Origin of the sequence: Haemophilus parainfluenzae (genome assembly GCF_014931415.1) — a bacterium.
In the GTDB taxonomy this organism is placed as follows: domain Bacteria; phylum Pseudomonadota; class Gammaproteobacteria; order Enterobacterales; family Pasteurellaceae; genus Haemophilus_D; species Haemophilus_D parainfluenzae_AF.
The window spans coordinates 180727-194431 of record NZ_CP063121.1; the positions used below are offsets into that span (position 1 = coordinate 180727).

A 13705-nucleotide genomic window follows, 5' to 3' on the forward strand; every position below is an offset into this window, starting at 1 on the left:
AAAATTAAATAATAGCAGGACCGGCCCGAATAGGGGCAAAAACAGGAAACTCTGCCGCGATAAAGTGCGGTTGAATTTTTTCGTATTTTTGATTGGAATGGGTTTTGTGATTTGTTGGTTGAGGTTGAACCTGCAATGCTTGACGAATTTCACGCACCGCAATCAACATATGTTGTTCAGATGATGTTTGGTAATTTTCGCCACTCATATTTGATGAAGGCGGCGCCTCCAATCCCTGAGCAACAGGTAAAGCAAAAATCGCAATCATGCTTAATAGCAACTGCGACCAGAAATTTGTTTTACCTTTGTTTGATTTCATCATCTTATTGTCTCTGACAAAATTTGTGTGTATTGTATCGGAAATTCAACGTAAAGTCATTATTGGGGTATTTTTGTGGAAAACAAGCATGAGCGTTATCAAAAAGCCATGAATATTATTGATGTGCTGGAAGGATCTCAATTTGCCAAAATCATGCAGAAAGGGTTAATGTTGAATGAACTGAACCAAAACATCAGCCGTCTTTTTCCTCAAGAATTTAAAGGACTTTTTCGTTTAGGCTCTATCACTGATGGGAAACTCTTTATCGAAGTCAAAAGTGCGGTCGTTCGCCAAGGGATTTTATTTCGACAAAGCGAATTACTCACTGCAATTCAACCGACTTATCCCGAAGTAAAAGGCTTTGAGATTAAAGTCAATCCAGAATTAACCTGCTAAACTAACCTTTAAAGATAGCGATTAATTCTTTTACTTTAACTCGTTTTTCTGAAGATTGGCTAATTGAGCGCTGTACTTTAACGCGTTTAAATTTTGCCCCTTTATAAATCTCACGCGTAAATTTCGTATCGTGGTTAGAAATCACCACGGAAATTTGCTTTTCTTTTTGTGCTTTTTTGGCGCATTCTGCTAAATTCTTTTGATGTTCAAGACCAAAAGCATTCCCTGCATATCCAGTAAAATTGGTATCTTGCGGAAGCGGTGCATAAGGCGGATCACAATAGATCACACTGTGTTTATCCGCTAATTCAAAGGTCTGTTGAAAATCAGCGCATAAAAAGACCGCACTTTGCGCTTTATGGGCGAAATAGCGTAATTCATCTTCAGGGAAATAATGGGTTTTATAAGCGCCAAATGGCACATTGAATTCATTTTTACTGTTATAACGGCACAATCCATTAAATCCAAAACGGTTCAAATAAAGGAACAACACCGAACGCTCGAAAGGATCGCTTGATTGATTAAAGGCATCACGCTGGGCGTAATAATAGTCGGCTGTATTGGCATTCTCCGCAAAGAAAATTGGCTTACAAGCCTCAATATAGGCATCTACATTTTCCTTGACGATATTAAACAAGTTAATCAAATCAGGATTAATATCTGCCAAGATATAACGCTCAAAATGAGAATTAAGAAAAACAGCACCCGCACCCACAAAAGGTTCAATCAAACACTGTTTTCTTTTAGGAAAGACTCGGTTGAGATCGTCCGTTAAACGGAATTTACCGCCCGCCCATTTTAAAAACGGGCGGTGTTTAATTCGAGGTTTCGTTTTATTATTTTTCGGACGCAACATGAGAGCAATGACAGTTAGTCATGTTGTGTGCAACGCTCAATCGCATTTAGCACAAGAGATTTGTCAGTATCAGTCGCCACGTAGGCTTGACCAAGGGCTTTTAGCAACACAAGACGCAACTTGCCTGCCAACACTTTTTTATCACGCATCATGTGCGGTAAATAATCGTCTGGTTGCATGGTATCAGGCGAAACGGTCGGCAAATTAGCACGTGCTAAAAGCTTTTCTAAACGTGCAACATCTTCAAAAGAAAGATCGCCTAATTGTTCAGATAACACCGCAGCCATCATGGTTCCAGCTGCAACAGCTTCACCATGTAACCAGTTTCCGTAGCCTAAATGTGTTTCGATCGCATGCCCAAAAGTATGACCGAGATTTAATAATGCACGATCACCTTTTTCAGTTTCATCGCGCGCAACAACATCCGCTTTGATTTGGCAACAACGCGCAATGCAATGCTGCAGTGAATGTTGATTTAACGCGACTAATTCATCAATATGTGCTTCAAGCCATTCAAAAAAGGCATAATCTAAAATCGCCCCATATTTAATGACTTCCGCAAGTCCCGCATTCACTTCACGTTTTGGCAAGGTATTGAGTGTAAGGGTGTCAATGATCACCGTAGAAGGTTGATAAAACGCCCCAATCATATTTTTGCCTAACTCATGATTAACGGCTGTTTTGCCACCAACAGAAGAATCCACTTGGGCTAATAATGTGGTAGGAATTTGAATAAAACGCACACCACGCTGATAACTTGCTGCAGCAAAACCTGCCACATCACCAATCACACCACCACCTAATGCAATAATGGTGGTATCTCGCCCATGATTATGTTTTAAAAGTGCGGTAAAAATGAGGTTTAAAGAATCGAGCGTTTTGTATTTTTCGCCATCAGGCAATAATACCGACTCAACCTGACAGCCGATTTTTTCTAAGGTTTGTGTAACGGTTTCAAGATAATATTGTGCGACAGTTGGATTAGTCACAATCATCACTTTATCCCCTTTCTTCAGCGGATAACAGGTTTCATCTTTAAGTAAACCTTCGCCAATATAAATAGGATAACGACGTTCTTTTAATTCAACATTTACGCACAACATTTTAAATCCTTAGAGTGAACCGTTTAAGCCGTTTAGATTGTCAATTAAATCAACAATTTGATTAACCATTACTTTGGCATTTTGCTCATCTGTTGGTAAGGTGATATCAGCAATTTCTTCGTATAACGGATTGCGTACTTTGGCTAAATCTTCCAACACTTGGCGCGGGTTATCTGTTCCTTGTAATAAAGGACGTTTTTTATCACGTTGCGTACGTTGATATTGTTTATCTACTGAAGTTTCTAAATAAATCACAATACCACGAGCAGAAAGATAATTACGATTTTCTTTTGACATCACTGCTCCGCCACCAGTGGAAAGCACAACGCCTTGTAATTGGGTTAATTCATTGATAATGCGCTCTTCACGCTTACGAAAGCCTTCTTCGCCTTCTAAATCAAAAATCCAGCTAATGTCTGCTCCCGCACGTTCCTCAATTACTGCATCTGAATCGACAAAGTCCATATTCAATTGTTGCGCAAGCTGACGGCCAATGGTGCTTTTACCTGCGCCCATCGGTCCTACTAAAAAAATATTACGTTTTTCAGCCATTGTTATTCTTCTAACTTAAATAATGTTCAAATTAATCTTTCCTAATAAAAACTGGCCACCTGAAAAAATGGTAGCCCGAAAGATCACCCAAAAAATAATGGGAATTATCGCAATAAATCCCCCTACGTTTCAACCTTTAGCAGGAATTTATTTTAAGAAACGCAAAAGTGCGGTCAGTTTTGGGGGATTTTTATGTTCAGACTAAATCTCATTTTCTAAAATGATAGAAAGACCACACTTAAAGAGTGAGTTTAATGCCTCGTTTTTCAGCTAAAATATCGCTTAGATCGAGCCTTTGAATAGGCTATAAATCAAACATTAAATAATATATAATACCACGTTAAATTACATTCTACGTTTAATTATGTCTCAATCGAAAAAGCACATTTTAGTTATTTCTTATTCACAAACAGGTCAGTTAAATGAACTGACGCAACATTTTCTTAAACTGTTAAAGCAACAAGAAAATATTGTCATTGAAGAATGTCAAATTAAACCAATTCAGCCCTATTCTTTTCCTTGGAAATTTATTCCCTTTTTTAATCAGTTTCCAGAATCGGTTCATCTCAAACCTGCACCAATTGAAACACCATTATTACAACGTGAAAAATATGATTTAGTCGTCATCGCTTACAGCGTGTGGTTTCTATCACCTTCACAACCTATCACTGCATTTTTGCAATCTGAACAAGCTAAAATCTTAAAAAACACGCCTGTCATTACCCTGATTGGCTGCCGTAATATGTGGTTGATGGCACAAGAAAAAATGAAAAAAATGCTGACCGCACTTGATGCTAATTTAATTGGCAATGTGGTTAAAACGGATCAATCCAATGCTTGGGCAAGCTTTATTACGACTCCAGCATGGATGTTCAGTGGAAAAAAACGTTATTTTTCATGGCTACCGAGCGCAGGAATTAGTGATGCAGATATGCAAGATATGCAACGTTTTGGATGTCGTTTAGTTGAAGTTCTGAACGAAAATCGACCTTTAGATAAATCACTTTTCCAAAACATGGGGGCTGTCAAAATTGATGAAAAATTAATGATGAGCGAAAAGGTCGGTCACCGCAGTTTTTATATCTGGGGAAAATTGCTGTTAAAGTGTGGTCAAATTTCGCCTGTTTTTCGTCAAGCCGTGCTCTATTTTTATATCGTATTTTTGATTATACTAATTCTCACTGTTGTACCACTTTCAGCCGTGGTAAAACGCTTATTAAAACCATTATTAAAAGAAAAACTGGCGCGCCAAAAGCGCTATTTTGCTGAACCGTCAGGGGAATAATTTTGACTTCACTACATGATGTTTATATTAATCGAGTTGCTGCATTTTTACCAAATGAACCCATAACAAATGATCAAATGGAACAAGTACTCGGTATGATTGGTAATACACCATCCCGTGTACGTAAAATGATCTTACGTTCGAATGCGATAAAAACGCGTCATTATGCAATTAATCCGGAAACCCGAGAAACGACACATACTAGCACTGAGCTTGCAGTAGAAGCCATTAATGATTTAATTCGCCAAGGGATGAATGTCAATGAGGTGAGTTGCTTAGCATGCGGTACCTCTTATCCCGATCAAATTATGCCTGGGCAAGGTGTCATGGTACATGGTTTGATTCCTAATGCCCCACCTTATGAAGTGCTGACAACCGCGGGAGTTTGTGTAGCAGGTATGGCTGCAATGAAGCATGCTTATAATGCCGTTCGAACTGGTGAACATCAAAGTTCAATTGCCGTGGCATCTGAAGCGGCATCTGCCATCATGCGTGGTGAACATTTTCAAGCCGAAATTGAACAAAGACTGTTAGATGAAGCTAAACCGGAAATTGGTTTTGAAAAAGATTTCCTACGCTGGATGCTTTCTGACGGCGCTGGCGCTGTACAATTAAGTCATCAACCCAACAAACATGGTCTCAGCTTAAAGATCCACTGGATTGATCTCATTTCTTACGCCAACGAAATGCCTGTTTGTATGTATGCGGGTGCAGAGATTCGTGATGAACAATTTGTGAGTTGGAAAAACGTCACTAAAGAAGAGCGTGAAGCGCGCAGCCTGATGGCCGTCAAACAAGATGTCAAATTACTCAATGAAAATATTGTGCGTTGCACGGTTGAAAATGCGCTATTACGCTTAATTGATAAATATGATTTAAAAGCGGATGAAATTGATTATTTCTTACCTCATTATTCTTCAGGCTTTTTCCGAGATAAATTATTAGATGGTCTGAAAAATATTAATTTCGAGATTCCACAAGAAAAATGGTTTACTAATCTTGAAAGCAAAGGTAATACAGGCTCAGCATCGATTTATATCATTTTACAAGAGTTTCTAGAGACATTCCCACTCAAAAATGGGCAAAAAGTATTGTGCTATATTCCAGAGAGCGGTCGTTTCTCCTCTTGTTTTATGCTACTAGAGGTCGTGAATGGACATTAATGAAATCCCACAAGATGACAGTAAAATTTTCCGTGGGCAAAAGAAAGTCATTTATGCCACTCAAAATGGTCATTATAAAACTGGCACCACGACAGGTTGGGATACGGAAGCATTTGTTACAGAACAAGCGGTTGAAGAATTTAACCAACTAACCAATGAAGCCTTAGATGCGGTAAAACGCGGTGAAAAATCACCGCTCTTTTATTATATGTACCGTTATCGTTTCGATCTTCAAACGCTCGCTCAAACCACAGGGTTTTGGCAGTGGCAAATTAAGCGACATTTTAAACCAAGCATCTTTGATAAACTCTCGGATAATGTATTAGCTAAATATGCAGAAGCATTTGGTGTATCAACTTCAACATTAAAAACGATCTAAAAAATAACAGTGATATATTAATTTTTATGAACAATTTCCAGCATCAGCACACGGCTCACTGCGAAAGTGGTGTCATGTCCACTATGTTGAAAGCACAAGGTGTCGATTTTAACGAAGCGATGGTTTTCGGCTTAGCCTCAGCGTTGACTCTTGTTTATATTCCATTAGTCAAAGTCAATGGAATGCCACTTATATCCTACCGCATGCCACCAAAATCTATCATTAAAAATGTGGCAAAACGTTTAAAAGTGCGGTTAAAAATACAAAAGTTTCGTGCACCACAAGCTGGACAAGAAGCACTCGATCTCGCATTGGCCGAAAATAAATTAGTTGGTTTACAAACTTCTGTTTTCTGGTTGCCTTATTTCCCACCAGAGATGCGTTTCCATTTTAATGCACATAATCTGATCGTATACGGCAAAGAGCAAAATGACTACTTAATTAGCGATCCTGTCTTTGAAACCGTACAGCGTTGTGCGGCTGAAGATTTACAACGTGCGCGTTTTGTGAAAGGCGTACTAGCGCCAAAAGGGTTGATGTATTACTTTGAAAGCCAACCTGACTTAACGAAGATTGATTTACCAAGTATTACCCGTAAAGCGATTCGAAAAAATGCGAAGCAAATGTTAGCACCACTCTTTTTCGTCGGTGTAAAAGGCATTCATACCGTTGCAAAACAAATTGAAAAGCTAGCAAATCACCCTTCAGACAAATACAAACGCTTATATCTGGGTCACATCGTGCGTATGCAAGAAGAAATCGGCACTGGCGGTGCAGGTTTCCGCTATTTATACGCCTATTTCCTTGAACAAGCCGCTGATATCTGCCAAGAGCCAAAATACAAACAGGCTTCTGAACACATGACGGAAATCGGTGACATGTGGCGTCAATTTGCGGGATTATGTGTGAAACAATGTAAGAAGCCTACAATCGAAGGGTATCATACCGTAGCGGAATATTTGCGTGACATTGCAAATAAAGAACAACAAATTTGGCAGACATTACGTAATTTATGATTCAAATAAATAATCTTAGCCATCTCTACCCTAACGCAGAAAAAAATGCATTAAGTGCGGTCAATTTTGATATTGAATCAGCTTCCACGGTTGGACTTTTAGGTCCGAATGGTGCAGGTAAAACGACCTTGATGTCTCTACTTGCTGGGTTGCAATCTGTGCAACAAGGAGAAATTTATTTTGACGGTGTACCTTTTGCAAAATTAAGTAAAAAACAGCGCCATCAGATTTCGTTAGTACCTCAAGATTTTGCATTTTATCCCTTGCTCACGGTTTGGGAAAACCTGAAATTTTTTGCGGCTTTGTATGATGTTCGAGATAAAAGTTATTTATTAGAACTACTTGCTAAAGTCGATTTAACCTCTCATAAAAATAAACTTGCGAAACATTTATCTGGCGGTTTAAAACGTCGTCTCAATTTTGCTATTGGTTTAATTAACCGTCCGAAAGTGATTTTTCTAGATGAAATTACGGTGGGTATTGACCCTCAGTCCCGTCAATTTATTTTAGATAGCGTAGCGGCGCTGAAAGAGCAAGGTGTGACGGTAATTTATACCTCTCATTATTTACAAGAAATTGAGCAATTATGTGACAAATTAGTGCTGTTAAATGAAGGCAATCTCATTTATCAAGGCTCCGTGCAAGGCATTTTAGAAGAAGGACAAAGTTTGGAACGTTTTTATTTAGATTTTTTAAATCAGGCGGGAAAACATGTTAATTGCATCGATTTTTAAAGAAATGCGCCTATTAAGTCGCGATCTACATGGTGTCGCTGTATTATTCATTATGCCAATTCTGTTTATGTTGATTATGTCGGCAGCATTGAGTAACGACAATGCATTAAGTAATCGTTCAGAGATTGTGCTATTAAGTGAAAAAAATCAGCTAAATGATGATTTCCTCACTCAACTCAAACAAGAAAATCTTGCGGTTAAACAAGCTCCGTTATCAGAATTAGCTCAATATCAAGCTGATTTACAAGCGGGTAAATTTGACCTATTGATTTTAAATCCTAATCAAAAACAGACCGCACTTTCAGAAGAACAGGCCTTACAACTTTGGTTAAACCCTAGTGTAGATCGCAGTTGGCTACTAGGTGTGAAAGGTGTATTGCAAAAACATTATTCTCAACTGCGTTTAAATAACTATTTAGCTGATAATCACATCACGTTAGAAAATAATAAACGAAAACAAATCAAAGACATTCAGAATAAAGTCAATAAAGAGTTGGATAGCAAATTTGCTCAAATTAATGATTATCTCGCGAAAGATTTGTGGCAAGAAATTTATGTCAATCGTCATGGTAAGGAAGTGAGCAAACCAAGCTCTGTACAACATAGTGTACCGGCTTGGCTGATTTTTGGCATGTTCTTTATTATGATTCCTCTATCTAACGTGATGGCAATGGAACGTCAAACTAATACGCTAACCCGCTTACGCATGGCGCGCGCTTCCGCATTGAGCTTGATTATTGCTAAATTAATTCCTTATTTTTTGATTAACCAATTACAATTTGTCGGCATGGTCGCGCTTGGTTATTTTGTCCTCCCTGCACTTGATATGCCCGCATTTACTCTTTCAGGAAGTTGGTTACCTTACATCGTATTATCCAGTGCAGTAAGCCTTGCTGCACTTGGCTATGGTTTGTTAATTAGCGTGGTAGCGAGAACCACTGAACATGCGGTCGTGTTAGGCGGAGGCGGCATCATTATCATGGCAGCCATTGGCGGTATTATGGTGCCTGTTTATGTAATGCCAGAAATCATGCAAACCATTTCACAATTTTCGCCTATGGGCTGGGCATTAAGTGGTTTCCAAAATTTATTATTAAATCACTATCACCTTAACCAAATACAACAACCGCTCTATTTATTAAGTGGATTTGGGACAATCACATTACTTTTAGCGACTTTCATTTATCAACGACAATTAACTAAACAAGCGAGATTCTAATGGCTTATACTTTTACACTGGAAGCACCGGCACTTGAGCTGGAACTCAAAAAACTCATCGTGCAAGAAACAGAAAAAGATGAATTTGATCCTGCCGAAATAAGTGATGATGAATGGCTATTTGGAGAGCAAAGCCGTATTCAATTAGATTCATTAGATGCTTTGCAAGTTGTTGTAGCACTACAGGCTCATTTTGGTGTACGTTTACAGGGTGATCGCATGGTGCGTAAACATATGATGAACGTACGTGATCTTGCAGCATTTATCCGCGAACAGCATAGTAAAATCTAATGAACGTTTATATCAACGCTGTTTCTGCTCGATTTGCAGAAAAGCTCGGATTAAGAACCTCTAATATGCTAGGCCAACCGCTTAGTTTTCCTTATTTCAACGCATTTAAGGAACCGCTGTTGTCACTAGAACGACTCTATCACTATATTGACCTCGAAATTGACCGCACTTTGCAACGTGCGGGTTGGCATAAATCTGAGCTAGAAAATATTCCCATTCTACTTGGTTCTACCGCTTATATGATCAGTGATTGTGAAATGCGCGTAGCTCATCATCAAGCATTACCGAAAGAATATAACCTTACTGCCATCGCCGAGGATTTAGGAAATCGCTATCAGACAGAAGTATTTAGTTTTGCCACTTCTTGTACCTCTTCAGCACAAGCCATTGGTTATGCATACAAAATGCTGAAAGCTGGTATGTATAAAAAGGCTTTGGTCATTGGTTTTGAGATGTTTAATCGTCTTACTTTTGAACATTTCCAATCCATGAACCTATTATCACAAGCCAATGAATATCAGCCTTTCATCAACTCTACAGGCATTGTATTAGGCGAAGGCGTTGGGTGTGTTGCATTATCAACAGAAAAAAACGAGTCATTCCCATGTGAAATATTTGGGATAACAACGATCACCGATAATGAAAACCTGACCAACAGTAGCGAATCGGCATTACGTCAATTACTCACCAACTGTCTAGCTAAAACAAATCTAAAAATAGAAAATATTCAAGGCATTAAAGTGCATGGCGTGGGGGGAAATAGCGATGAGATGGAACAATCTGTTTTACAGGAACTATTTCCCAATACCGAAACCATTTTAGTTAAACCCTATATGGGACATACACTTGGTGCCAGTGGTACATTAGAAACCGCATTTTTAATCGAACACTTACAAAAAACTAATGTGAAGTACGGTCACTTTTTAAATTATTTTTTAGGTTTTGGCGGTAGCAATATTGCATGGTTTTTAAAGGTGGGTGAATGACATTTTATATAAAACAAACTAACCAGTTCATTGCTAATGGCATGGATGATAAAACATTACGCATGCGACTCAAAGAGCAAGGTCTCGATGCTCGTCGTTTAAGCCGTTTCACTCAACTTGCTTTGCTTGGTGCGATACCATTAAAACCCTATATTGATGAAAATACAGGAATTTATTTAGGATCGCTTTTTAATTCACCGAGCAAATTCAATAAAATGTTTCATCAACTGATGGAGCAAAATTTGCCTAGTCCTTTAGATTTTATGGCAAATATTAATAACGCGGCGACATTTCAGCTGACTCAGACCTTACAAACCTCAGCCAACTCCATATTTCTAGCAGTTAACCACCAAACCATTTGGCAACCGCTAAAACTCGCCTTATTGGATCTTGAAAATGATGAAATATCATCCGCCTTAATCGGTTGGACGCTAGAAAAAAGTGAACATTCTGAGCAAACTGAAGGGGCCGTATTTTGGCTTATTTCTAAAAATAAGGAAGATGCAGAAATAGAGTTTAATCTCTTATCTCTTGAGAATTCAATGTCTAACAACTTAGACTTTCTCTCGCAAATCAAAAAAAATAACACCTTAATTTATATAAATTAAGGTGTTATTTGGTAGAAAATTACTTAACAATGTCGCCTTTTAATGCTACACCACTCATTAAGTTACCTGCATGGCATTCATATTGGGTTGAGCTTTGGAACGTGTGTTTTTTGTAATAACTGACGATATTACCCACTTTGCTCGCACCTTGTGATTTTGCTCTATCTTGGAATTGTTTTACCGTAGAAAGGAATGCCCACTGACAAGATTTTTCATCTGATTTATTTGCCGCATTCGTTTTCTTATTACTTACCAAACCAGCTTTAACCACTTTACCGGGTGCAGGTTTGCCAAAATAAAGTTTAACCGATGGGTCAATAATTTCTTTTGCTTCTGAAGAATTTAACGCATCCTGAATAGAATAGTAATGCGTTGTATCTCTTGGTGCACAAGCAGCTATAAGCATAGCCGTAGCAACAATACTTAATTTAGATACTAATTTCATTTTGACTCCTTTTGATTTGAATGAAATAAATATTTCTCTTTATAACATAGAGATGAGTAATATATCAAATTTTAACCTATCTACGACTATTTTATTGTGAATAGAAGTAGTGTAAAATCTTAAAAATTTTTTATTTATAACTTAAGGTACCAACCCATGAAAAAACTATTACTTACCTCACTTTTATTTGGCTCATTTGTTCTTTCAGCTTGTTCATCAGGCGTTAATGATGTAAAACCAGTAGAAGCTAAAAATATCAAAGAAGTATGCTTGAAAGGCTCTATTCGTAAAGCGCCAGATGAAATTGTAGAGGCTTTAACAAAAAGTTTAAAACAAAAACATATCGCAGCAAGACTTGTTAAAAAAGATGAAGGTTGTAGCCATATTTTACACTTCAGCGTAAAAGGTAACTCTAAAATTATTGCAAGAGCAAGATTAGATTTAAGAGATTCAAATAAACTTTCTCTTGGCTCTGTCTCTTATAAACACCGCGGTGACGAAGCTGATCGTGTAAAACAAGTTGGTTTACAAGGCCAAACAGATTTAATGATTAATGAATTATTCAAAAACAATTAATTTTTAACCATATAACATGACTGAAATCTGTAATTTCTCTTTCTCACTTCAAGGGTGGAATGTTGTTTGCAATAAATCGCTAACTGCAGATGATTGGAAACAAGGCTATACTTATTTGCGAAACCAAAGTGAAACATTTGAAGACTTTGCACCTAAATTAGCCTTTTTACCTCCACTAAAACGCCGTCGTTTAAGTGACTCAGCCCGTCTATTTTTTGAGGCTGCGTGGGATTTGGTAGGAGAAAATGCAGATATGCCTGTGGTTTATGCCTCATCAAACAGTGAAATGAATCGTAATTTTGCGTTGTGGCATTCCTTATTAAAAGAGGGGGAGGTTTCTCCTACCTCTTTTAGCCTCTCGGTTCATAATGCATTAATTGGACAATGGTCTGAATTACGTCAAGTTAAATCAGAAACCACGTCGATTATGGCTCGAGTGGACAACCTTGAAACCGCACTATTAGAAGCGACATTATTGCTTAATGAAGGGCATGAGAAAGTGCTTGTTGTTATTGCTGAATCGCCGCTTGAAGCAAAATATAATGCTCAACCTGTCATTCGTACACCTTTAGGTTATGCTTTAGCTTTAGTTGTCACTCAAGGAGAGCAATATCAATTAACGCTGACTGATTCTCCTTTTAATCATGACGTTACCGATAATGCACTAACTTGGGTTTCTCACCAATATCTTGAAAGTCGCACTTGGCACACACCGAATAGTTCAAATGGAACTTGGCTATGGCAGAAAAATTAGATTTTCTTAAACGTTGGCTGGCTACCGCCATTGCCTTTTTATTTTGGGCTGTGGCGGGCACATTATTACAACTCGTTTTACTTCCTTTTGCCCAAAAAGGAAAGCAAGCTAATCTATCTACCCAATTAAAAGTTCGTCGTTTTGTTGGCGGGATTTGGTATTATTTTATTCGTTACCTGTCTTGTGCAGGTGCTTTAAAAGTGACTTACCAAGGGTTTGAAAAATTGGGACGTCCAGGTCAATTAGTTGTGGTCAATCACCCATCTCTACTTGATGTGGTACTGATTCTCAGTAAAGCGCCTTCACTTAACTGTATTGTGAAAAAAGATCTTTTACACAATCCCACGATGAGAAATCAAATTCTCGCTTGTGGTTTTATCCCCAATACCGAGTCCCTAGAACTCTTGGATCATTGTGAGCGTGTATTGCAACAAGAGAGCCTATTATTGTTCCCAGAAGGAACCAGAACTGGCTGGGATGGCATCGTAAAATTAAATCGCGGTGCTGTTTCAATTGGTTTACGTAGCGCAAAAGTTATTACCCCCGTCACTATCAGGATGAATCCATTAAGCCTAAAAAAAGGTCATCCATGGTATAAAATACCAGACAAACAAATTCATTATGAATTATCCGTTGGCGATGATATTAATCCACAAGAATGGATAGAAAATCAATCTATCCCGATGGCATCTCGCCGTTTAACGAAATATTTAGAAGATTATTTTAATTCTCAAACCTCACAAAAAGGATCGCAATAATGCAACTTGAACAACAATTAAAACAACTTATCATTGACAGCCTGGCATTAGAAGACATCAGTATCGAAGATATTGAAACTGACATGCCTCTTTTTTCATCTGAAGGGCTAGGTTTAGATTCAGTTGATGCCTTAGAACTTGGCTTAGCTGTTCAAAAAACATTTGGTCTACAATTAGATGGTGAACAAACTCAATTAAGAGATCACTTTGAAAGCGTAGCAACACTTGCTCACTTTATTCGTACACAAAAAGGTGAGGCATAATTC

The 13705-nt window shown here is 38.1% G+C and carries 19 protein-coding genes; 14 read left to right on the forward strand and 5 right to left on the reverse strand.

Annotation, left to right across the window (positions count from 1 at the left end; all coding sequences use genetic code 11):
- Positions 1-4: 4 nt before the first annotated feature.
- Positions 5-322, reverse strand: coding sequence for a secA translation cis-regulator SecM (gene secM, locus INP93_RS00885; protein WP_197544874.1), 318 nt, complete (start codon positions 320-322; stop codon positions 5-7).
- 72 nt (positions 323-394) lie between these two features.
- Between secM and INP93_RS00890 the strand changes: the two genes are divergently transcribed.
- Positions 395-715: a DciA family protein gene (locus tag INP93_RS00890; RefSeq protein WP_197544875.1), complete on the forward strand. Its 321-nt coding sequence runs from the start codon at positions 395-397 to the stop codon at positions 713-715.
- Between the two features lies 1 nt (position 716).
- Here the strand turns inward: INP93_RS00890 and INP93_RS00895 are convergent, their stop codons facing one another.
- From INP93_RS00895 to aroK, 3 genes are read right to left on the reverse strand one after another with little or no spacing between them, the layout of a single operon-like run.
- Positions 717-1571: a Dam family site-specific DNA-(adenine-N6)-methyltransferase gene (locus INP93_RS00895; protein WP_070868266.1), complete on the reverse strand. Its 855-nt coding sequence runs from the start codon at positions 1569-1571 to the stop codon at positions 717-719.
- Positions 1572-1585: 14 nt separating this feature from the next.
- Positions 1586-2674, reverse strand: a complete 1089-nt coding sequence (gene aroB / locus INP93_RS00900) for a 3-dehydroquinate synthase (RefSeq protein WP_102703956.1) — start codon at positions 2672-2674, stop codon at positions 1586-1588.
- A gap of 9 nt (positions 2675-2683) precedes the next feature.
- Complete coding sequence (gene aroK / locus INP93_RS00905; protein ID WP_005699620.1) at positions 2684-3226, reverse strand: shikimate kinase AroK; 543 nt, start codon at positions 3224-3226, stop codon at positions 2684-2686.
- A gap of 364 nt (positions 3227-3590) precedes the next feature.
- Here aroK and INP93_RS00910 point away from each other — a divergent pair, with 364 nt between their 5' ends.
- Genes INP93_RS00910 through INP93_RS00950 form a run of 9 tightly spaced genes read left to right on the forward strand, consistent with a single transcriptional unit; the run spans position 3591 to position 10906 of the window.
- Positions 3591-4511 carry a dialkylrecorsinol condensing enzyme gene (locus INP93_RS00910; protein ID WP_197544876.1) on the forward strand — a complete coding sequence of 307 codons (921 nt, stop codon included), beginning with the start codon at positions 3591-3593 and terminating at the stop codon, positions 4509-4511.
- 2 nt (positions 4512-4513) lie between these two features.
- Positions 4514-5674: a beta-ketoacyl-ACP synthase III gene (locus INP93_RS00915; RefSeq protein ID WP_197544877.1), complete on the forward strand. Its 1161-nt coding sequence runs from the start codon at positions 4514-4516 to the stop codon at positions 5672-5674.
- Positions 5664-6053 carry a DarG family dialkylresorcinol biosynthesis protein gene (locus INP93_RS00920; protein ID WP_005695349.1) on the forward strand — a complete coding sequence of 130 codons (390 nt, stop codon included), beginning with the start codon at positions 5664-5666 and terminating at the stop codon, positions 6051-6053. The genes INP93_RS00915 and INP93_RS00920 overlap by 11 nt, the downstream gene beginning before the upstream one ends.
- A gap of 26 nt (positions 6054-6079) precedes the next feature.
- Positions 6080-7069, forward strand: coding sequence for a BtrH-related acyltransferase DarH (darH, locus tag INP93_RS00925; protein ID WP_197544878.1), 990 nt, complete (start codon positions 6080-6082; stop codon positions 7067-7069).
- A complete protein-coding gene (locus INP93_RS00930; protein ID WP_197544879.1) occupies positions 7066-7803 on the forward strand; it encodes an ABC transporter ATP-binding protein in 738 nt (245 codons plus the stop codon). Before darH ends, INP93_RS00930 begins: the two co-directional genes overlap by 4 nt.
- Positions 7781-9022 (forward strand): ABC transporter permease, encoded by a 1242-nt coding sequence (locus INP93_RS00935; RefSeq protein WP_197544880.1) that lies wholly within the window; start codon positions 7781-7783, stop codon positions 9020-9022. Before INP93_RS00930 ends, INP93_RS00935 begins: the two co-directional genes overlap by 23 nt.
- Positions 9022-9312, forward strand: a complete 291-nt coding sequence (locus INP93_RS00940) for an ApeE family acyl carrier protein (protein ID WP_178198225.1) — start codon at positions 9022-9024, stop codon at positions 9310-9312. The genes INP93_RS00935 and INP93_RS00940 overlap by 1 nt, the downstream gene beginning before the upstream one ends.
- Entirely contained in the window at positions 9312-10298 is a 987-nt protein-coding gene (locus tag INP93_RS00945) for a beta-ketoacyl synthase N-terminal-like domain-containing protein (RefSeq protein WP_197544881.1), read from the forward strand. The genes INP93_RS00940 and INP93_RS00945 overlap by 1 nt, the downstream gene beginning before the upstream one ends.
- On the forward strand, positions 10295-10906 hold the full coding sequence (locus tag INP93_RS00950; protein WP_197544882.1) for a beta-ketoacyl-[acyl-carrier-protein] synthase family protein: 612 nt from the start codon (positions 10295-10297) through the stop codon (positions 10904-10906). Before INP93_RS00945 ends, INP93_RS00950 begins: the two co-directional genes overlap by 4 nt.
- 19 nt (positions 10907-10925) lie before the next feature.
- Here the strand turns inward: INP93_RS00950 and INP93_RS00955 are convergent, their stop codons facing one another.
- The gene (locus INP93_RS00955; protein WP_197544883.1) at positions 10926-11351 is read right to left on the reverse strand and encodes an excinuclease ABC subunit A; all 426 of its coding nucleotides are present in this window, start codon (positions 11349-11351) and stop codon (positions 10926-10928) included.
- A gap of 156 nt (positions 11352-11507) precedes the next feature.
- Between INP93_RS00955 and INP93_RS00960 the strand changes: the two genes are divergently transcribed.
- From INP93_RS00960 to INP93_RS00975, 4 genes are read left to right on the forward strand one after another with little or no spacing between them, the layout of a single operon-like run.
- Positions 11508-11927, forward strand: a complete 420-nt coding sequence (locus INP93_RS00960; RefSeq protein ID WP_049364833.1) for a hypothetical protein — start codon at positions 11508-11510, stop codon at positions 11925-11927.
- 16 nt (positions 11928-11943) lie between these two features.
- Entirely contained in the window at positions 11944-12681 is a 738-nt protein-coding gene (locus tag INP93_RS00965; RefSeq protein ID WP_197544884.1) for a beta-ketoacyl synthase chain length factor, read from the forward strand.
- Positions 12666-13439: a lysophospholipid acyltransferase family protein gene (locus INP93_RS00970; RefSeq protein ID WP_197544885.1), complete on the forward strand. Its 774-nt coding sequence runs from the start codon at positions 12666-12668 to the stop codon at positions 13437-13439. The genes INP93_RS00965 and INP93_RS00970 overlap by 16 nt, the downstream gene beginning before the upstream one ends.
- The gene (locus INP93_RS00975) at positions 13439-13702 is read left to right on the forward strand and encodes an ApeE family acyl carrier protein (RefSeq protein WP_049380663.1); all 264 of its coding nucleotides are present in this window, start codon (positions 13439-13441) and stop codon (positions 13700-13702) included. Before INP93_RS00970 ends, INP93_RS00975 begins: the two co-directional genes overlap by 1 nt.
- Positions 13703-13705: the final 3 nt, after the last annotated feature.